Origin of the sequence: Pseudoalteromonas piscicida, from assembly GCF_000238315.3 — a bacterium.
In the GTDB taxonomy this organism is placed as follows: domain Bacteria; phylum Pseudomonadota; class Gammaproteobacteria; order Enterobacterales; family Alteromonadaceae; genus Pseudoalteromonas; species Pseudoalteromonas piscicida.
Map to the genome: position 1 here is coordinate 240,474 of NZ_CP011924.1, position 19,268 is coordinate 259,741.

The window sequence follows — 19,268 nt, forward strand, 5'->3', positions numbered from 1 at the left end:
GCTTAATCTTTAGCTCGGTTTCATTTCTTTAAGGAGCAGTCCTTGGCCACTTTAACACTTCAAGGCCGAAAGGCGCTTGCACGGCTAATGCAGCAGCAGGCTATTTATTTGGCATGGGGAAACGGCGCATCAAGTTGGGATAATACTTTGCCGCCAACCCCTACCAATACCACACAACTCACCAATCTCATTGGTTATCGCAAGGCAAAGCAAATTCGCTTTTGTGAGCCGGATGAACAAGGCGAAATTCAGGTGCCAACCGGAAGGTTCCGCTTAAGCGATACCGCTAGCCAACATCTATATTGCCAATTCTCCTACGACTTCGAAGATGGCTTAGGTGAGCATATTCGAGAGCTAGGTTTAATGCTTGGCACGACACCAAAAACGGGCATTCCAGCTGGAAAATATTACCTCTTACCAGACGAGGTTGCAGAGGCTGGTGAGCTTATTTTGCTTGAGCATCGCACGGCGCTATTTCGTGACCAAGGGGTACGCGAAACGTTTGAGTTTGTGATCAGTTTTTAAGAAGAAAGCAATGATAAAAGATTATTACCAGCAGTTTGATCCTGCAAAGTGTTACAGTCAGCTATTGTTTCGAGCGAGTAAAGGGTTGCAAAGTCGTGAACTTAACGACCTGCAACTGCAGTCTCAGCACCATGTAAAAGGCATCGCTGATGTATTGATGAAAGATGGGGATGTGGTTAAGGGGGCGAGGTGGTTATTGACCAAGCTCATGCCGTTGCAACCATTGGCGCATCCTCAGTATATTTACAAGGCGCGGTACATGATGTCGACACTAAACAGTTAGCGATTGCGCTAAATAAACTCGAAATTGTCGGGGTGTGGTTAGCAAAGGAAGTGGTGACAGAGCTTGAAGACTCAACACTTAGAGATCCAGCTATTGGCGCACACAATTTTGACGAAGCGGGTGCCGCGCGACTGAAAATCTCGGGCCGTTGGGGACTGAGCGACAGCCTTGACTATCCCAATAGCGACTTTTTTCCCGTTTACCAAATCGATCATGGCACGCTTATCGTTAAGCAGCCGCCGCCGCAACTAGACTCAATTACCAGCGCACTTGCGCGTTACGACCGAGAGTCAAACGGTGGGAGTTATGTGGTGAGTGGGCTCAATGTCAGCTATCGAGAGAGTACGGCAAGCCACCAGCACTTTAATGTGCAAGAGCGAAAAGCGCATATCAATGGCTATGAAATAGCGTTTAACACCGCACTGCCTGTTACGCTGCCGAACGACCCCGATGTGCGTGAGGTGATCAATGAGCCGAGCAGATTTAGTGCCAATACCCAAGGCGCTATGCGAATTGATTTAGACTTTGCACCGGTGCAGCGCATTGATCAGGTGACTGCTGAGGTGAAAAAGCGTACCTCTCTGACTAGAGGTCACGCGCAAACCGGCCAAAATACCGATCCCTTTGATGATGACTCTGTCATTGAAATTTTGCAGATCTCGCAAGGTGGCATTGAATATCAGCAAGGTATCGACTTTATTTTTACCCGCAATCATATTAGTTGGCGCGAAGGTGGCAATAAGCCAGCTTCAGGCACGTCGTATGACGTGGTGTATACCTATCGCCGACTTATTGAAGTTGATGCGAACGAAACCGGGTTTTGGCTCGAGCAACAGTTAAACGAAGCTGAAGAAATGCTCGAAAATGGCCTTGTGGTCGTCGATTATCACTGGTTTATGCCACGTATCGACCTGCTCGTGCTTACCCCCAATGGTCATGTTGAGCGGATCAAAGGTGCACCCGACAGAATCAACCCGCAAGCACCTTTAGTGCCTCATCAACACCTTGGGCTTGCCCAAGTGCAGCAACACCTTGGGCTTGCCCAAGTGCAGCAACACTGGGGGAGTGCGCAGCCGCATATCCAGAATATTGCGATTGAAGCGGTACAAATGACAGATCTTGCGTTGATGCAACAGCAGATCTCAGATTTATACCAATTGTTGGCTATTGAACGCCTACGTAACGATACCAATGCCCAGTCACCTGCTAGCAAATACGGCGTGTTTGTTGACCCGTTTTTAGATGACGATATGCGCGATATTGGACTTGAACAAAGCGCTGCTATTGTGGATGGCGAACTTATGCTGCCAATGGCCGCAGAAATAACTCAATTGTCACAACCACAAGTCCAAACATTACCGTACGAACTCGAAGACATCTTAGTACAAGAGAGCCGTACCGGTGAGATGAAAATTAATCCTTATATGGCATTTGAACCACTGCCTGCGGATGTCAGGTTAACCCCAAGTGTTGACCATTGGACACAAACCCAGACTCAGTGGACAAGCCCCATTACTCGCAGGTTAACTAGCGGTGGAGGGCGTGTTCGTCGCGTTATTACTCAAACGAGTACTGAGCGAGTTGGTGTGCGCCGTCAGCAAGCCGAGTTCTTGCGCACTCGGTGGGTCAACTTTGCTATTTCTGGGTTTGATCCAGGTGAGCAACTGGACTCACTGTTATTCGATGGCATTGAAATTATTTCAGAGGTGCAAGCATGATCCAAGCAAATACACGCGGTGAATTAGCTGGTCGATTTAAAGTGCCAAATAATGTTCCCGCCGGAACTAAACTGGTGCGATTTATTGGTAAGCAAGGTTCGGCAGGAAGCGCTAGTTATACTGGCAGTGGCGTGATTGAAGTGGAAACATTGAGGCGCGTAAATAGTATTATTACTCAGCGTTTTGACCCACTCGCACAAACCTTTATTTTGGAGCAATCGCGATTTATTGCCGGTGTTGAATTATGGTTTACCGCCAAGGGTCAGGAAGCGGTAGAAGTACAAATTCGTGAAGTAGTACAAGGTATTCCTACACAAACCGTGCTGGCAAGTAGCAAATTAAACTGTGATGAGATAAGGCTAAATGACCAACCGACACTGTTTACCTTTACGCCAACCTTTTTAAATGCCGATCAGGAATATGCGCTGGTTGTGTTAACTGATGGGGCTGAGCACAGTGTTGCTATTGCTGAGCTGGGTAAGCTTGATCAGGCGCACAACTGGGTTACCTCGCAGCCGTATCAAGTAGGAGTGTTGTTATCATCAAGCAACGCTAGCACCTGGACGCCACATCAGGATAAAGATCTGACATTTAGGTTAAAGGCCGCCAAATTCACAGAGCAAAGTAGACGGATTGAACTCGGCGAGGTAGAGGTTGAACAAGTAACAGATTTAATGCTTTTAGCTGTAGTCCAGCGCCCAAGTGCAGATACTCAAGTTACCTTTGAACTCACGTACCCTACTGGCAATAAAGAAAAAGTGCTAAGCGTTCAAGAGTGGCAACCAAGTACGCTTGGAGAAACCATAACTGGCAAGGTTAAGGTCGCTGCTGTATTGACGGGAACACAAAGCTTAACGCCAGTACTTTTTGCGGGCAGCCAGTGTGTTCATGGGCAAGTCGCGCAAACCGGAGACTATATTTCTCGTGAGCTGCGCTGCCGTTTAGGTGGTGATTTAACGGTAAGCTTTGAAGCGAATATTCAAAGCCACTCAGAAGTACAAGCTTTGATGCAAAAAGGGGATGTTTGGCTACCACTTGCACTAGATAGCAGTTCAGTGCTGAACGATGGTTGGCAGCAGTTCAACTACACCTTTAACGGTGTTGATACCGCGACGACACGGGTGAAACTGGTACTGAAGGGGACTCCGGCGCAGCGCCCTAGAGTACGAAATCTACGTACATTTACCTTGTAGGAGAAATTGTGGACATCAATCAATTTACTCCATTTCAGCAATATCCACTCCCTCACCCAGATAATCTACTTGAACAAGACGTACAGCGATTGATCAATGCGCTTAAGGCAATTGATGCAGATATCCACCAGCAGCAATTAGCACATCAACAAGCCCAAGTAGAAATCGACAAGCGCTTCAGACGGCTTCGGCTCAATCAAGTTTTGGGTGAAACCCTGCTACCAATTTAAAGGATTTATAAGAGGAAATTATGGCAACAATTCAACAAGCCGTTCAGGTAATGGTCGACAAACTGGTCGCTGATATGAACGGCAGCACTCCGTTGAGTGCAGAGGAGCAAACCTTAGTCACGAATGCAATTGCACGGCTCACAGATAACGCTAAGCTTGAGCAAGCCGTTGTAGCCGTTGCACAGGAACATTTGGATGACTCAACCCAGCTATTGCAACAGGTTGCAACCTCAGCGATTAACAATATTGATTCTGCTAAAGCTGATTTAACCGCGTCGACCGCTGAGCTGGTTACCAGAGCTGCAAAACTGGCGCTATTGGATCAAATAGCTCCATTGACGCAACAAATTAATGAAGTGGTTGCGAACAACACTGCTGCAACACCAAAAACCTTATTCGCGATAAAAAACATTGATACGGCGAATAGTCATGCTAATTTTCGCCGCTCCACATCGGTTTTGGCTGTCTATAATAGTGATGGTACTTCCTATCTCACTCGACCAAGTGTTACCGCGAATGCAGCAACGGACACATGTCGTTTAGATCATTTACAAATTAGCCAAGATGGCACGTCATCTACCGTAATAAAATCAAGCTTTGTCCATAATAATGCCTTTGAGCAAAACCCCGCGACTAAGGTGTATCAACATGGCGCAAGTGCCATTGTGCCGCTGGGGTTAAAAGCACAACCTAATGATGTTAGTTTTGAAATCGTATATAGCACCCAAGAGTCTCTATCAGCAAATACGACGGAGTATGGTGGTATCTTTGTTTTAGGGCAGGGATTTACCTCGCGTACTTTGCCAAAGCAAGATCTCAATGCCCGAGATAAATTTGGTATTCCAACACGGTCTAGCTACAACCATAACGAGGTGGCTGTGTTGTATAACAACCAAAAGCACTGCTTAGTGGTTATCGACTCGGGTACTAACTTGGTTGTGGAAAAATATCGTGATGGCAACCACATTACTAATATTGCCATTGCGAATGCAGCTGAATATCAGAATTATGTGGATAGCGGTGACTTTACAACGATGGTATTTATCGCAAATACCTTAGCGCAGCCGCATGGGATAAATCGCTATAACCACAGCGAAGCGGCGATGTCGAGCTATTCATATAATTACTACGGTTACTTTGGTCTACTTGGTAGTGAAGTAAAAATGGCAGGTGACAAATTCAACGCACATTATCTCTTTACCGAAGAGCAGAAGCTTCAGCCGATCAATTATATTTTTACCAGTAACAGTGAGCCGTATAAAACGCAAAATTCAAATGGCACAGAGAATAGTGAAGGTGAAGTGAATGTGGTTATGGAAACACTAGATGGCGAGTTACTGAGTTCGTATTGCTATCGTTCTAAGGCCGATAGCTTAGGATACGACGGGGGCGTAATAGCAACAGCCATTCAAGCGATGAATCCATACTCACATATCGGTGTTATCAATGAACACTACCTATATAACCAGTATGGCCTTGCCAGAACCTGTCGCGCGATTTAAGGAGTAAAAATGAATATTTATTACGACAATAATAAAGGGATGTCTATTGCGGGTAACTTTTGGTTGGTACACCCGAAAACGGGTGAGCAATGGAATAAAGAGTCGGTAGCACAATTTATAGCTGAAGCTCAGTTAGAGACTGAAGAAAACTCTGAAGTTGAGTATTTAAAACAGCAAGTCATTACGCGCATAAAGCAACTCGCTTATAGCAAATTGCAATCGGAGCAGTGGCGAGTAGAGCGCGCAAAAGAGCGTGAGTTGAGTGAGAGGTTGAACGGTAATGAAGAAGGTGCAGCAACAGAGCGTGCAAACCTACTCGCCATTTTGCAGCAAAGAGAAGTGGTGCGTGAAAAAAGCGGTGAGTTAGAAGCTGCGGTGCTTAGCCTTACCTCTCAAGCTGAATTACTACAGTTTGTGATTGCGTTCTAATAATTTCACGAGTATGGTGGTATCTTTGTTTTAGGGCAGGGATTTACCTCGCGTACTTTGCCAAAGCAAGATCTCAATGCCCGAGATAAATTTGGTATTCCAACACGGTCTAGCTACAACCATAACGAGGTGGCTGTGTTGTATAACAACCAAAAGCACTGCTTAGTGGTTATCGACTCGGGTACTAACTTGGTTGTGGAAAAATATCGTGATGGCAACCACATTACTAATATTGCCATTGCGAATGCAGCTGAATATCAGAATTATGTGGATAGCGGTGACTTTACAACGATGGTATTTATCGCAAATACCTTAGCGCAGCCGCATGGGATAAATCGCTATAACCACAGCGAAGCGGCGATGTCGAGCTATTCATATAATTACTACGGTTACTTTGGTCTACTTGGTAGTGAAGTAAAAATGGCAGGTGACAAATTCAACGCACATTATCTCTTTACCGAAGAGCAGAAGCTTCAGCCGATCAATTATATTTTTACCAGTAACAGTGAGCCGTATAAAACGCAAAATTCAAATGGCACAGAGAATAGTGAAGGTGAAGTGAATGTGGTTATGGAAACACTAGATGGCGAGTTACTGAGTTCGTATTGCTATCGTTCTAAGGCCGATAGCTTAGGATACGACGGGGGCGTAATAGCAACAGCCATTCAAGCGATGAATCCATACTCACATATCGGTGTTATCAATGAACACTACCTATATAACCAGTATGGCCTTGCCAGAACCTGTCGCGCGATTTAAGGAGTAAAAATGAATATTTATTACGACAATAATAAAGGGATGTCTATTGCGGGTAACTTTTGGTTGGTACACCCGAAAACGGGTGAGCAATGGAATAAAGAGTCGGTAGCACAATTTATAGCTGAAGCTCAGTTAGAGACTGAAGAAAACTCTGAAGTTGAGTATTTAAAACAGCAAGTCATTACGCGCATAAAGCAACTCGCTTATAGCAAATTGCAATCGGAGCAGTGGCGAGTAGAGCGCGCAAAAGAGCGTGAGTTGAGTGAGAGGTTGAACGGTAATGAAGAAGGTGCAGCAACAGAGCGTGCAAACCTACTCGCCATTTTGCAGCAAAGAGAAGTGGTGCGTGAAAAAAGCGGTGAGTTAGAAGCTGCGGTGCTTAGCCTTACCTCTCAAGCTGAATTACTACAGTTTGTGATTGCGTTCTAATAATTTCACAGCAGGTCAGGATTGACCTGTTTTACTCCCTAAAAACCAGTAAGATAGACCTATGCTTGAGAAAGTTAACAAGCACACAGGTTTCCAATCTCCAAAGCCCACAAGCAAGTGTTTGCTGTGGGTTTTTTATTTTCTGTTTAGTACCGGAGGGTGCAATGCCATCATCTCAGTTGATCGATTTATCTAAGCTAACACCTCCAGAGCTATTAGAAAATCTGGAATATGAACAAATTCTGGAACAGTTAAAAAGTAAATCGAGCGAGTTAGTTCCAGATGTTAGTAAGACACTAGAGCTAGAATCAGAGCCTTTAACACAGTTACTCAATACATTTGCATATCACAGCATGCTGCTTAAAGGACGAATAAATGACACCGTCAAAGGTAACTTGTTGGCGACAGCAACAAATAGTGACCTAGACCATATTGCAACACGTTACGGTGTAAGCCGTTTGCCAGAAGAGTCAGATGAACGGTTTAGGCACCGAATACAACAAGCATTCCATAGTCTAAATACGGCTGGAACAGAAGAAAGCTACCGTTATCATGCGTTGACGGCAGATAGCAGAGTTAAAGATATTCACGTCGCAAGTCCATCTCCTTGCCATGTGATTTTGAGCATATTAAGTAATGAAACCGAAAATGGTGCTCCGTCAACAGAATTAATAAATACGCTTGCGGCTGCTTTTGGCCTCACACCAGGAGATCAAGACAGTGTGTCTGAAGTCTTGCTTGCACAAAGGGTTCGACCAATTGGAGATCGTGTTGAAATTGTTCCCGCAGTAATTAAGCCTTTCAATATAAAAGCAAAAGTCAAGCTTGAACTTGGGCCTGGCCACGAGCAAGTTAGATTAAATGTGATTACTAAGCTGCAACACTTTCTGCAGCAGCAAAGTTCACTGGGCAAGTCAGTTAAGCAGTCCGCTTTATTTGCCGTGCTGCATCAGGTGGGAGTAGAAGAAGTAAATCTTATTTCACCTACAAGCAATATAGAAGTATTAAAAAATGAAGTTGCATGGTGTGTCAACGGTGCTACAGAGATCGATTTTGAGGTGGCGCTTTGAGTGAGAGTGAAGACACCCAACCACCAAATAAGCTGAGTCGCGCAATACTAGAAGTGAATAGCTTAATCTTTTTGTTATTGAGCGATGAAATCAGCAAGCTTTCCACTCTATGGAGTCCATTTCACTGTCCCTTGCCCTTACTTCCTTGGTTAGCATGGAGTCAAGGCGTAAAAGAATGGGATGAAAACTGGCACGAATCTGTAAAACGTAAAGTGATAGCTGATAGCTTTGAGCAGCATAAGTACTTAGGTACACGGTATGCAATTATACAATCGCTATCTCACTTCGATATGGGCGCCGAAATCACCGAGTGGTTTGAGCAAACCCCTATGGCACCCGCTGGCACATTTAAAGTTGATGTATTTATTTCTCACAGAGGGATCGATTTACCTCTGATCCGAGAAACCAGAAAACTAATCGACAGAGCAAAGCGAAAATCTGTGGATTATCAGCTCCAAATGAATTTACAGAGTAACCTTGCTCTTTCCACTCGAACTGTTTCTTGTAGTGCAACATCAACCACGGTTTATCCGTTATCTAAACAGTAAGGATCATATGACTAATTCACATTATTGGACCCGCTTAACATCGGCTGGGAGGCAAGCAATTCTTGATGCCATGGCTAATGACCAGACGGTTGAGATCAGCGAGTTTGGAGTTGGGGACGGTCATCTCACGCCGTTACAAGAAACATTGGTGCAAGAAAAATACCGAGGATCCATAAATTCAGTTAAGCTGTTAGATACGGCCAATCTAGCTGAAATAATTGGAGTTTTACCAGTAGGGGTTGGTGGGTTTTATGTTCGTGAAGCTGCATTTTATATGCCAGACGGACGCCCCTTTGCATTAGTTAAACACCCTGAAACCTATAAGCCTTCAGGTGATGAAAATGCCGCCGCTGAGCTAAAAATAAAAGCGGTGATTGATGTAGAGAACAATCATTCAGTTGCCGAAAAAATAGATCCTTCGTTGACCTATGCGACGAGAGAGTGGGTTGGAGATGCGATAAACCCGCATGGACTTGGCACTCAAATTAGCCACCAATCAGCGAACTTCTTTGACCGTACGTTTGAGCTTAGGCTTGACGCTGGCGAGTCAAAAGCATTTCCTGATTTGCCCGATACCGCGTGCGACATACTGATATTTGGCTTGACGGATGGAACGGCGACAAGCACTAACTTCGTAGGCCGTTTTGCAAAATATGGTTCGACATGGAGTGCAAATACGATTTATGGGAACACGAATGGGCCAAATCATCCGTCAATAAAAATCATTGATAATGTGCCTACATTTAGTAATCCTCATGGATCCACCTCATATCCATTTGCTTTTAAATGCTGGATAGCGACCCAATCTGGTGGAAATGCTAAACCATTTGAATTTTTCGCAAATACTTACTCGACATATAACAAACCAACTGCAGAAGAGGTAGGAGCGGTGCCTGAAGTCGGCAGGCTTGTTAATAGTGGCTCGTTGAATGATTTAGACCAAAAAAGTGAAGTGATCATTGTTGGGGCAGGGGCTCTCGACACACCGAATCCAGATGCTGCATTTCTAGTTGAGATATCTGTAGTCCAGCTTTCTGCAGGCAAAAGAGTCATACAAGTCGCACACGCATATCACGCACTAGAACAATCTTTTGTTCGGTATCGTTCTGCTGATGGTATTTGGTCATCTTGGGGGGCTTTTTACACCGAGCATAACAAACCAAAACCAGCCGATATCAGCGAAAAGCTTGATAGATTTGAACGGTCTTATATAGATACCAATGGCGGTCAAGACCTAAAAATTAGAAACAAAAGAGCATTAGTTGGCACGACTAGCAACTTAGAGATTAACTACGGGACTGATTGGTCTAGTGTATATGCATATGGTAACTGGAACTTTGGAGGTGATATCACCATCACCAAAAACAATCCATGGTTAACACTGGATAGTAGCAGCTCTGGTAGTGATAACATTGAACAAGCCGCTGGAATATCTATTGGTGAATCTGGTCGCACAAGCGGTGATGCATCGTTACACCTAACCTATACAGGTAATGGGGTTGCTTGGATTGGTATGGGTAATTTGGGAGGGGATGGCATACCTGATAACTGGGCTATGCAACTGAATTACCAGCAGACTTGGGTTCTCTTCCGAAGTGAAATTCATCTAGGGGATGACAAAACCAAGCTATCTAAAGGCTATAGCGACTCCCTAAGAGTGGTTACACCGCATGGTAATGTTGATATTGGACCTAAAAATCACGACTGGTGTCACTTTGATACGAGTATGACAAAGTTCTATTTTGGCAAACCCGTGCACGTAAAAGGGGAAATTTACGCTGGCTCAAGTTTTAACCAACGTGTTTACCATGAGGGTTATAAACCTACCGCTTCAGATGTAGGTGCTTTTCAACGTCATTCAGGTCTTACACCTGAAGTAAATAACTCTGAATTTACGACGATAGCTAAAGTGATTGGCAGTGCTCTAGCGTCTAGATGCTCAATTACCTTAAAGGGGACGACGAGTAATACTGTCATTAATTTTTCAGCGGATATATTGGTTAATCATCATAAGGATATTGTCGTTGAGTCTTTGAGTGGGGACTACACGCAACTTGAGCTAAAAATACTCAGTAATGGAAGTGAAGACTACCTCATTCAGGTTAAGCTTATTGGCGGTAATTCCTTGTCGTTGCATTGTCATATCCTCTCTTATACTAACGATAATGTGAGCATAGGAAATTACAGTAATACTAACTACCCCATTGAACATATACATAAAAGCAAAAAAAACAGCAGAGTCTTAAGCTCCATAAATGAAACCAATATGTTTGTGGCGGAGCATAATGTATACCATGAGGGAAACAAACCAACACCTGCAGATATAGGTGCTGTTGCCAAGGGGGAGTCTATAAATCTTACAGACCAAGATATTATTTGGTCGAAAAATAGTGATGGTGCGAAAATTGGATTTAAGAACGACGCTGACTCAGACGCCGATAGTTATCTATTCTTTGAAACATCCGATAACTCTAATGAATACTTTAAGTGGAGGCACCGCTCAGGAACTAGTTATTCTGAATGGATGTCGCTAAGGAAGTCTGGACTATCCACCAGAAACGCAATCTTTGATAATGGCACCAACACAACAGTAAACATCCAAGCCGATGATGGTGGCAGAGCTGTCTTAAATGTATTTTCACCCGTTGCAGGTGCGCAATCAACAGGTACAGTCTATGTAGGCCAAAGCCCATCACACGGCGGTGGTATAGAGTACAACGGGGATAACTCACCTGCCACAACTGGCGCTGGTTCAGACTTCTTCACTCTATTTAGAAGAGAGAATGGCACTGAATATTGGACTGCGAGAAATTTTGTTTCCAGCAATGATTGGGAGTTTAGAGGAAATGTAGAGGTCAATGGCGACCTAAAAATGATTGGCAGTGACTGCTATATATGGACGCCCAATACTGAAACTGGTTTTACTGGGATATGGGATACCAAGAATGGGTTAGCTGCATTTAAGTACACCAATGGACAAGGGTTTGATTACAAAGCGGATATTAAAATTGTAAAAAACAATCCATGGTTAACACTGGATAGTAGCAGCTCTGGTAGTGAAAACATTGAACAAGCCGCTGGAATATCTATTGGTGAATCCGGCCGCACAAACGCCGCGTCGCTACACCTCACCTACACAGGTGATGGCCGTGGTTGGCTAGGTATGGGTGATTTGGGTAGTGACAGCATACCCGACAACTGAGCTATGCAGCTGAACTACCAGCAGACTTGGGTTAGGTTCAGAAGTGAAATTCATCTAGGGGATGACAAAACCAAGCTATCTAAAGGTAATAATGATTCCCTGAAGGTTGTAACACCTCATGGCTATTTAGAAATTGGCCCCCAAAATCAAGATTGGTGTCATTTTTATAATAGTACTCCAAAGTTCCATTTTGTCAGGCCCGTGCACGTAAGAGGTGAAATCTACGCTGGCTCAAGTTACAACCATCGTGTTTACCACAAAGGTTATAAACCCACAGCGTCAGATATCGGTGGTGGGACATTCCCAGATACTGTCTTCAGTAAGCAAGGAGGTTCATTTAGCGGCTCGCTTGTTCCAAACCCTAATGCAGTTGGCCTCCATGTTTATTCCGACACTAAGCAACAAAGAGTTGGCAGTGTAGGTATCTATTCCAGTAACGGAAAAGAGGACGGCGCGCATGCCTATCTAGGATTAGGTGAGACACCATGGGATGGCAATAAAGGTATTGTCGTCAGTCCAAGGGAATTTACGTACTGTGGGCAATATGTACTTCATACTGGTAATACGAACGTCAGAGATTGGAATGTAGTCAAAAGCACTTCAAATGTAGTTCGCTGGTATAAAGTCGCTTCATTTTATGCCAGCAACACAAACGACTCTTATCGTTGGTTGATTAATCTCGCTGGAACTAGAGGTTATGGAGCGGGCTTTAACGACCAAAGCGGTGGTGCAACGATATATGTTACAAAAGCAAATAATGCTTCAGCCAATAACTTAAATGTGGTTGCGTACAACCATTGTGTTTCCAATACTGGCAGTAGCTTAATCGGCGACTTGAAAGTTACCAGTGAAGATGTGTCAGGACAAAATACATGGTTTACCGTTTGGGCTAGATTTGGGACATTTACTGGCGCTTCAGCGTTAATGTCAGGCACAGATTGTAGTTCCAATTCAATTAAACTTCATACAAACGAATCGCAAGAAGCTGAGCCTGAAGGCGGTTTTAAAAAGCCAATATTCACCTCGATACATTCAGGTAACGTTGATGAATACCTAGTCGGAGAGAGGAAAAAGCCGCTAGTAAGTGGGGTAATACCTGCGCACAGCAATGTGCACCTAAAAGCGAGCGACACTTTCACCTTGCCACCAGTTGCAGAAACACCAGAAGACGCTGTGATTGTTGTTTCTAAGCGTTTGGATGCTACGCCTACAATAGTAGTTGATGGTATATCGAGTGAGGTTATTTTGATGGCGAAGCAAGGAAAGGTCGTCACAGATACGCAGATTGTATACGACCTAAACCTAACTTTAACTTTTATATTAAATGCTGAAAAGAATTGGGAGATGCAGTGATGGCTACACCTGTGAGTAGTTTAGTTGGTGGGGGAGTGAAGCGAGTATTTAGAGGAAAGTATAATGGGAGTGAGAGAAATGGCGGAATAATAACGCTGCCGGAAGTTGATACTAATAAGACGGTCGTCAACATGCTGTCATCTGCTTACTATGGTGCAAAGAGGACGAGCGACTCTAGCAGTGAGTATGGTGGCTGGGCAGGAGCTATATATTGTGAACTCGTGGATAGTACAACACTTAAGATAGTGAATAGAGTTGATATGTACATGGGTGGCTCGTCAATGCCGATTTGGGATCGTTATGTGCCAGTGTCATGGGAGGTTATTGAGTATGTATAACTATGCACATGTAGATAGTGACAATGTAGTTATTGGGCTCTATCAGTTCGATGAAGTTGTTGATGTTGAGCACTATATACAATGCAGCAATGCCAGTTTAGGGGATATTTATAATCCAGAGACTAAGCAATTCCACCCACAAACATTGATGGAAGAGTCCCCAGTTGAACATGCAGAAATAACCTTATCGGATGTAGCGCTTGCTTCTTCCAGTGCCAGGCTAATAGGTAATATTTGGTGGGTAGCGAAAAATGATAAGTGTCTAGTTACAGCAAGTGTTACAGGGTTACCTGATACTGAAATCATGATTATGATTGAGCGTGTTGTTAATGCCACACAGCCAGTAGAAGATATACGTTTTATAGCAAACGTCGAAAACGGTACTTTTACTCTTGCTCTTGAGTTCGATATTAGTGGTAATTATTTACTCTCAGCAGAACGAGTCAATCGAGGCTTAGAGCGGATCGGTGCTCCTTTTCGGCTTATTTTTGAAACGATGGAATTTGATGTGTATCTACCAGCAGTCAGCTAACGTTGGTTTTAAAGAGCATTATTTTAATAAAGTGGGGTAATACCTGCGCACAGCAATGTGCACCTAAAAGCGAGCGACACTTTCACCTTGCCACCAGTTGCAGAAACACCAGAAGACGCTGTGATTGTTGTTTCTAAGCGTTTGGATGCTACGCCTACAATAGTAGTTGATGGTATATCGAGTGAGGTTATTTTGATGGCGAAGCAAGGAAAGGTCGTCACAGATACGCAGATTGTATACGACCTAAACCTAACTTTAACTTTTATATTAAATGCTGAAAAGAATTGGGAGATGCAGTGATGGCTACACCTGTGAGTAGTTTAGTTGGTGGGGGAGTGAAGCGAGTATTTAGAGGAAAGTATAATGGGAGTGAGAGAAATGGCGGAATAATAACGCTGCCGGAAGTTGATACTAATAAGACGGTCGTCAACATGCTGTCATCTGCTTACTATGGTGCAAAGAGGACGAGCGACTCTAGCAGTGAGTATGGTGGCTGGGCAGGAGCTATATATTGTGAACTCGTGGATAGTACAACACTTAAGATAGTGAATAGAGTTGATATGTACATGGGTGGCTCGTCAATGCCGATTTGGGATCGTTATGTGCCAGTGTCATGGGAGGTTATTGAGTATGTATAACTATGCACATGTAGATAGTGACAATGTAGTTATTGGGCTCTATCAGTTCGATGAAGTTGTTGATGTTGAGCACTATATACAATGCAGCAATGCCAGTTTAGGGGATATTTATAATCCAGAGACTAAGCAATTCCACCCACAAACATTGATGGAAGAGTCCCCAGTTGAACATGCAGAAATAACCTTATCGGATGTAGCGCTTGCTTCTTCCAGTGCCAGGCTAATAGGTAATATTTGGTGGGTAGCGAAAAATGATAAGTGTCTAGTTACAGCAAGTGTTACAGGGTTACCTGATACTGAAATCATGATTATGATTGAGCGTGTTGTTAATGCCACACAGCCAGTAGAAGATATACGTTTTATAGCAAACGTCGAAAACGGTACTTTTACTCTTGCTCTTGAGTTCGATATTAGTGGTAATTATTTACTCTCAGCAGAACGAGTCAATCGAGGCTTAGAGCGGATCGGTGCTCCTTTTCGGCTTATTTTTGAAACGATGGAATTTGATGTGTATCTACCAGCAGTCAGCTAACGTTGGTTTTAAAGAGCATTATTTTAATAAAGCAGGTCAGGATTGACCTGTTTTACTCCCTAAAAACCAGTAAGATAGACCTATGCTTGAGAAAGTTAGCAAGCACACAGGTTTCCAATCTCCAAGACCCACAAGCAAGTATTTGTTGTGGGTTTTTTTATGGCGCAAAGCAAGGAGGTGATGATGGCATTTGAGCGGTTGGACTTATCGCAGTTGCCCATTCCTAAAGTGTTAAAACCCTTAAACTTTGAGCAGCGTCTAGAAGCATTAAAGCAAGCATTGCTGCAAAAGGATAGCGCACTCCAAGAGGTAGTAAACTTGGAAAGTGAACCTCTAACTAAATTGTTAGAAGTTATGGCATATCAAGGACTGACTCAGCAAAGCATGCTAAATGACGCAATAGAAGCGAACTTGCTCGCGAGTGCTTCAGGGAGTGATTTAGACGCAATCGCAGCGAGGTTTAATGTTGCAAGGCTTGGGAATGAGGATGATGAGCGTTTAAGAGCGAGAACGCAACTGGCGTTTGATGGACTGAATACCGCAGGGAGCGCGGCCTCTTATCGCTTTCATGCATTGTCGGTGAGTAATGAGATTTGCGATGTGCAAGTTCATAGTCCGAGGCCATGTGAAATAGAACTAACCGTCTTGAGTCGAATAGGGAAAGGTACACTAAGCGCGGAGCTGCTGAATAAATTACACATCGCCTTTACCCCTGAATCGTCAACACAGCCTGAAGTCTCTAAAGTGAGACCGCTTGGCGATAGAGTCACAATCAAGCAGCCACAGATATTGACGTTTAACATTGCAGCGGAACTTGAGATTTTACCTGGCCCGTCGCCTGAGGTGATTGTGGACAGTGCCTCGGCCGCGCTCGACGCTTACTTAACTGAAAGACGTCAGCTTGGTAGGCAGATCACGCGAGCGGGCATTAGCAACGCTCTGTTTTTGTCTGGTGTTGAGAACATCAAGTTGGAGTCGCCAAGTGAAGACATTATACCTCTAGATATTGAGGTGGCGTATTGTCAGCAAACGGATTTGCGAGTAAAGGTGAGGGGGCAGGATGACTAAGCTTTTACCTCATAATGCGTCAACGCTGGAGCAGTGGTTAGCAGAGCTGCAAGCCAAGCCTCGAACTATCCGAGGAGGTTTATTAGCGGCCTTAAAACTTGAGCAGCGCAGCGATGACGAGCTAGTGGAAATCGCGCGTTATCTCTCATTGACTGAGGTCGGCTGCCTTGATTTACGCAGCGCAATTAAACGCTTATCAAGCAATAAATTGCTGCCAATTATTTACTCTCAAGTGTTTTTCTCAAGAGATGCACTTGAGCGGCTAGCGGTAAGTGTCGGACTAAGTGGGCTCTCCCTCAAGGATGATGAAGCAAGAACCCAATTGCGTGATGCTTGTGTACTGAACGATACACGGCTGCTCTTAACGAGTCTTTGGCAACCAGAGCTTTGCCCCGAGCCTTTATTGCCTTTTTTGGCGTGGAACTACTCAGTGGATGAGTGGGATGAACATTGGCCTGTGGCGATTAAACGCCAAGTCATTACTGATGCGTTCACGGTTCATCAGTGCAAGGGGACCCCATTTGCGCTGCAAAAAGCGCTCGATAGTCTCAATATTGAAACCGAGATCAAGGAATGGTGGCAGCAGGAAGATGGTTTGCCTGGCACTGTACAGATCTGGGCGCTTATTAATCAGAATTTGGACGACCGACAACAAGGATTGTTGACCTCCCAGATGCTCAAGCGTATTCGCCGTGTGGTAAACGCAGTGAAACGCGGTGCTATCCATGTTGATTTACAATTGGGTATTGCACTTAAAGAGCAAATTGGTGCAGCAGGTATTGGCAAAGCGCCTTTGGGTCTGAGCAATACCCAAGTGTTGGGGTTAGGGGTAAAACCTGAGCAAGGCAAAGCCGCATTAGGGGCATGTGGCCATATAAATCACTATGGCTATCAAATGTTAAATACCGAAGGCGCAGGCGTTTTACCTAGTGAAACGCAGGCGAGTTTAGGTGTGTTTGCGGTTGCAAAACAGCTGAATGCACAAATGCATACCAGCCAAGGAGTGGGCATTCATCCTGATGAGTTAATGCAAGGAGTGGTACTCGCCAGTGGTATGCACCGACTTCAATATCAACATTATCATTTACAAGGAGCGACTTAATGTCTGCACTAACGCTGCAGTTTACCCATGCGGGACTTGATGCCCTACTCAGCGCTCAAGCGCGAGGCTTTAAGGGACAAATCAGCCATATGGCGTTTGGCGATGCCGCTTATACGCCATCACAAAATCAAACTGAGCTACGCAGCCTTAAAGAGCGTGTAGCTATTGCCGACAGCGACTATCAAGACGGTGAAAGTACGAGCCTTAAAATTGCAGGCAAATTCGACGCACCACTTGAATATGCCATCAGAGAAATTGGTGTTTATTTAGATAGCGGCGCAGTAGACGCAAGCGGTGAGCCAGAGCTGATTTTGCTGGGGGTTTACTCAAAAGCCAACACCACACTTGGTTACCGCACACCTGACGTCAAAGTACTACAGTGGTTAACGTTAAGTTTGGCACAACTGCCTAGTGAGAGTATCGAGGTAAAGCTAGGAGTCGACAATCTCAATCTGATTGTTGACAAAGAGTTGGCCGAAATGACGCTAACGCAGCTAGATACCATGCATCGGCAAATCAAACAGGAATTTCGTTTGCAACAACAGGAAACAGCGCTAAGTGAGCTGAAACAATTGCTCACCAGTGAAGTGTCAAGATTAGATACAACACATGCCGCTCGGCTAGATAATCGCGTAGCAGCATTCCATGGCTTATTTAACGCAGAACTTGCCAATGTGACGACGGTACAGCTAGACACCATGAACCGCCAAACCAATCAAGAAATTAGATTAACCAATCTTGAGCATCAATAAGGAAACACTATGTCAAATGACAATTTAACCATGACGGAGCGCCTGAGTCAGGTTGCCACACGTGCCAATGCACTGTGCCAAACTGTTGAAGATCAGGTTGGGATTATTCAAAGTACGCTAGAGAATAAAGCTGAGGAAGTAGATCAGCATATTGACTCTTCTACTGTTGAACTCACTGCAGCCACGAATGGAATGAAAGCGCAGGTAAATAGTTTTATTGATAGTCAATTTAGAGCTGAACTGCCGTTCTTCCGTATTACTAAGAATCAAGAGCTGAAAATTAATGGCTCTTTAACCCCTGGAACTAAGGGGATCCCAGATGGTTACCACTGTAGGAATAGTAATCATTACGAATGTGAAATCGTAGCCTATTCAGAGCATGGGAAGATCAAAGAAGATAAACACCCTGAAATCAGAGCTATGTATGACCAAATTCAAGGTGGTACTCCAAAATATAATCAGCCTGATTTTGCAATCGTACGTATTAAAGCGTTAGAAGTAGATGATTATCCAGCATTTGAAAATGCATACTCCATTTATCAAGGTGGTTTACCTTACAACAACGCATTGACCTTTGGTGGTTGGATAAAAGCTGAGTCAGGAAAGGTTCGATTTACTTATCCGTCCGATGAATTCTTAGTTCCAACAGATGACAAATGGCATGAAGTAACTCGACAATCAAATATGCCTAGTAGTGGTGGTGTGAATTACACCTTTGGTCCTCACATTTATCTAGAAAAGGGAGCTAGCTGCCTAATTGCTTTACCTTCAGTAGTTGCAGGTAAGGTTCCAGAAAATCGATGGGGATATTTTGAAAAACCAGTATTTGAGAGGCAACTATAATGTTAGAACAAATCGTAATGAGAAAAGATGAGCTAGGCGGAGAGCGCAGCCAATTCGACATTGATTGTGAATTAAGAGCGTACCTTAAAAAAACGGATTGGTATGTGATAAGAGAGCTGGAAACGGGAGAAACCATTCCTGCTGATGTGAAAGAATTACGCAAGCTCGCCCGAGAAGCAATAATCACTCCATTTAATTAACCTTCTTTCGGGCGCTTCGTCC

21 protein-coding genes and 1 pseudogene are annotated in these 19,268 nt (G+C 44.1%); all 22 read left to right on the forward strand.

The annotated features are described in order from the left end of the window. Nucleotides 1-42 precede the first annotated feature (42 nt). On the forward strand, nt 43-525 hold the full coding sequence (locus tag PPIS_RS01225) for a hypothetical protein (RefSeq protein ID WP_010378355.1): 483 nt from the start codon (nt 43-45) through the stop codon (nt 523-525). Between the two features lie 10 nt (nt 526-535). Further along, nucleotides 536-2,526, forward strand: a pseudogene (locus PPIS_RS01230) (DUF4815 domain-containing protein). Further along, nucleotides 2,523-3,719, forward strand: a complete 1,197-nt coding sequence (locus PPIS_RS01235; RefSeq protein ID WP_010378356.1) for a hypothetical protein — start codon at nt 2,523-2,525, stop codon at nt 3,717-3,719. The pseudogene PPIS_RS01230 and the gene PPIS_RS01235 overlap by 4 nt, the downstream one beginning before the upstream one ends. Before the next feature lie 8 nt (nt 3,720-3,727). Next, nucleotides 3,728-3,949 carry a hypothetical protein gene (locus PPIS_RS01240; protein WP_010378357.1) on the forward strand — a complete coding sequence of 74 codons (222 nt, stop codon included), beginning with the start codon at nt 3,728-3,730 and terminating at the stop codon, nt 3,947-3,949. A 20-nt stretch (nt 3,950-3,969) separates the two neighbouring features. Next, a complete protein-coding gene (locus tag PPIS_RS01245) occupies nt 3,970-5,451 on the forward strand; it encodes a hypothetical protein (protein WP_010378359.1) in 1,482 nt (493 codons plus the stop codon). Nucleotides 5,452-5,460: 9 nt separating this feature from the next. Next, on the forward strand, nt 5,461-5,880 hold the full coding sequence (locus PPIS_RS01250) for a hypothetical protein (protein WP_010378360.1): 420 nt from the start codon (nt 5,461-5,463) through the stop codon (nt 5,878-5,880). Nucleotides 5,881-5,937: 57 nt separating this feature from the next. Beyond that, on the forward strand, nt 5,938-6,639 hold the full coding sequence (locus tag PPIS_RS01255) for a hypothetical protein (protein ID WP_249031237.1): 702 nt from the start codon (nt 5,938-5,940) through the stop codon (nt 6,637-6,639). A 9-nt stretch (nt 6,640-6,648) separates the two neighbouring features. Continuing rightward, nucleotides 6,649-7,068 (forward strand): hypothetical protein, encoded by a 420-nt coding sequence (locus tag PPIS_RS01260; RefSeq protein ID WP_010378360.1) that lies wholly within the window; start codon nt 6,649-6,651, stop codon nt 7,066-7,068. A 164-nt stretch (nt 7,069-7,232) separates the two neighbouring features. Continuing rightward, on the forward strand, nt 7,233-8,138 hold the full coding sequence (locus PPIS_RS01265; protein WP_010378364.1) for a baseplate assembly protein: 906 nt from the start codon (nt 7,233-7,235) through the stop codon (nt 8,136-8,138). Further along, nucleotides 8,135-8,686 (forward strand): phage tail protein I, encoded by a 552-nt coding sequence (locus PPIS_RS01270; protein ID WP_010378366.1) that lies wholly within the window; start codon nt 8,135-8,137, stop codon nt 8,684-8,686. The genes PPIS_RS01265 and PPIS_RS01270 overlap by 4 nt, the downstream gene beginning before the upstream one ends. A gap of 7 nt (nt 8,687-8,693) precedes the next feature. After that, the gene (locus PPIS_RS01275; protein WP_010378368.1) at nt 8,694-11,888 is read left to right on the forward strand and encodes a phage tail protein; all 3,195 of its coding nucleotides are present in this window, start codon (nt 8,694-8,696) and stop codon (nt 11,886-11,888) included. 3 nt (nt 11,889-11,891) lie between these two features. Continuing rightward, nucleotides 11,892-13,241, forward strand: a complete 1,350-nt coding sequence (locus tag PPIS_RS01280; protein WP_010378370.1) for a hypothetical protein — start codon at nt 11,892-11,894, stop codon at nt 13,239-13,241. Continuing rightward, the gene (locus PPIS_RS01285; protein ID WP_010378372.1) at nt 13,241-13,579 is read left to right on the forward strand and encodes a hypothetical protein; all 339 of its coding nucleotides are present in this window, start codon (nt 13,241-13,243) and stop codon (nt 13,577-13,579) included. Before PPIS_RS01280 ends, PPIS_RS01285 begins: the two co-directional genes overlap by 1 nt. Next, complete coding sequence (locus tag PPIS_RS01290; protein WP_010378374.1) at nt 13,572-14,111, forward strand: hypothetical protein; 540 nt, start codon at nt 13,572-13,574, stop codon at nt 14,109-14,111. Before PPIS_RS01285 ends, PPIS_RS01290 begins: the two co-directional genes overlap by 8 nt. Before the next feature lie 57 nt (nt 14,112-14,168). Beyond that, on the forward strand, nt 14,169-14,411 hold the full coding sequence (locus PPIS_RS01295; protein ID WP_096040857.1) for a hypothetical protein: 243 nt from the start codon (nt 14,169-14,171) through the stop codon (nt 14,409-14,411). Then, on the forward strand, nt 14,411-14,749 hold the full coding sequence (locus PPIS_RS01300) for a hypothetical protein (protein ID WP_010378372.1): 339 nt from the start codon (nt 14,411-14,413) through the stop codon (nt 14,747-14,749). Before PPIS_RS01295 ends, PPIS_RS01300 begins: the two co-directional genes overlap by 1 nt. Beyond that, nucleotides 14,742-15,281, forward strand: a complete 540-nt coding sequence (locus tag PPIS_RS01305) for a hypothetical protein (RefSeq protein WP_010378374.1) — start codon at nt 14,742-14,744, stop codon at nt 15,279-15,281. The genes PPIS_RS01300 and PPIS_RS01305 overlap by 8 nt, the downstream gene beginning before the upstream one ends. A gap of 159 nt (nt 15,282-15,440) precedes the next feature. After that, nucleotides 15,441-16,349: a baseplate assembly protein gene (locus tag PPIS_RS01315; RefSeq protein ID WP_248694124.1), complete on the forward strand. Its 909-nt coding sequence runs from the start codon at nt 15,441-15,443 to the stop codon at nt 16,347-16,349. Beyond that, the gene (locus PPIS_RS01320) at nt 16,342-17,451 is read left to right on the forward strand and encodes a phage tail protein I (RefSeq protein ID WP_010378379.1); all 1,110 of its coding nucleotides are present in this window, start codon (nt 16,342-16,344) and stop codon (nt 17,449-17,451) included. The genes PPIS_RS01315 and PPIS_RS01320 overlap by 8 nt, the downstream gene beginning before the upstream one ends. After that, nucleotides 17,451-18,203, forward strand: a complete 753-nt coding sequence (locus tag PPIS_RS01325; RefSeq protein ID WP_010378381.1) for a phage tail-collar fiber domain-containing protein — start codon at nt 17,451-17,453, stop codon at nt 18,201-18,203. Before PPIS_RS01320 ends, PPIS_RS01325 begins: the two co-directional genes overlap by 1 nt. Before the next feature lie 9 nt (nt 18,204-18,212). Continuing rightward, complete coding sequence (locus tag PPIS_RS01330) at nt 18,213-19,046, forward strand: hypothetical protein (protein ID WP_010378382.1); 834 nt, start codon at nt 18,213-18,215, stop codon at nt 19,044-19,046. Continuing rightward, on the forward strand, nt 19,046-19,246 hold the full coding sequence (locus tag PPIS_RS01335) for a hypothetical protein (protein WP_010378384.1): 201 nt from the start codon (nt 19,046-19,048) through the stop codon (nt 19,244-19,246). The genes PPIS_RS01330 and PPIS_RS01335 overlap by 1 nt, the downstream gene beginning before the upstream one ends. Nucleotides 19,247-19,268: the final 22 nt, after the last annotated feature.

What these genes read in the sequence shown, in the direction of transcription:
- PPIS_RS01235 (WP_010378356.1), top strand. Translation starts at nt 2,523, where the DNA reads ATGATCCAAGCAAATACACGCGGTGAATTAGCTGGTCGATTTAAAGTG.
- PPIS_RS01245 (WP_010378359.1), top strand. Translation starts at nt 3,970, where the DNA reads ATGGCAACAATTCAACAAGCCGTTCAGGTAATGGTCGACAAACTGGTC.
- PPIS_RS01250 (WP_010378360.1), top strand. Translation starts at nt 5,461, where the DNA reads ATGAATATTTATTACGACAATAATAAAGGGATGTCTATTGCGGGTAAC.
- PPIS_RS01260 (WP_010378360.1), top strand. Translation starts at nt 6,649, where the DNA reads ATGAATATTTATTACGACAATAATAAAGGGATGTCTATTGCGGGTAAC.
- PPIS_RS01265 (WP_010378364.1), top strand. Translation starts at nt 7,233, where the DNA reads ATGCCATCATCTCAGTTGATCGATTTATCTAAGCTAACACCTCCAGAG.
- PPIS_RS01275 (WP_010378368.1), top strand. Translation starts at nt 8,694, where the DNA reads ATGACTAATTCACATTATTGGACCCGCTTAACATCGGCTGGGAGGCAA.
- PPIS_RS01280 (WP_010378370.1), top strand. Translation starts at nt 11,892, where the DNA reads ATGCAGCTGAACTACCAGCAGACTTGGGTTAGGTTCAGAAGTGAAATT.
- PPIS_RS01285 (WP_010378372.1), top strand. Translation starts at nt 13,241, where the DNA reads ATGGCTACACCTGTGAGTAGTTTAGTTGGTGGGGGAGTGAAGCGAGTA.
- PPIS_RS01290 (WP_010378374.1), top strand. Translation starts at nt 13,572, where the DNA reads ATGTATAACTATGCACATGTAGATAGTGACAATGTAGTTATTGGGCTC.
- PPIS_RS01300 (WP_010378372.1), top strand. Translation starts at nt 14,411, where the DNA reads ATGGCTACACCTGTGAGTAGTTTAGTTGGTGGGGGAGTGAAGCGAGTA.
- PPIS_RS01305 (WP_010378374.1), top strand. Translation starts at nt 14,742, where the DNA reads ATGTATAACTATGCACATGTAGATAGTGACAATGTAGTTATTGGGCTC.
- PPIS_RS01315 (WP_248694124.1), top strand. Translation starts at nt 15,441, where the DNA reads ATGGCGCAAAGCAAGGAGGTGATGATGGCATTTGAGCGGTTGGACTTA.
- PPIS_RS01320 (WP_010378379.1), top strand. Translation starts at nt 16,342, where the DNA reads ATGACTAAGCTTTTACCTCATAATGCGTCAACGCTGGAGCAGTGGTTA.
- PPIS_RS01325 (WP_010378381.1), top strand. Translation starts at nt 17,451, where the DNA reads ATGTCTGCACTAACGCTGCAGTTTACCCATGCGGGACTTGATGCCCTA.
- PPIS_RS01330 (WP_010378382.1), top strand. Translation starts at nt 18,213, where the DNA reads ATGTCAAATGACAATTTAACCATGACGGAGCGCCTGAGTCAGGTTGCC.
- PPIS_RS01335 (WP_010378384.1), top strand. Translation starts at nt 19,046, where the DNA reads ATGTTAGAACAAATCGTAATGAGAAAAGATGAGCTAGGCGGAGAGCGC.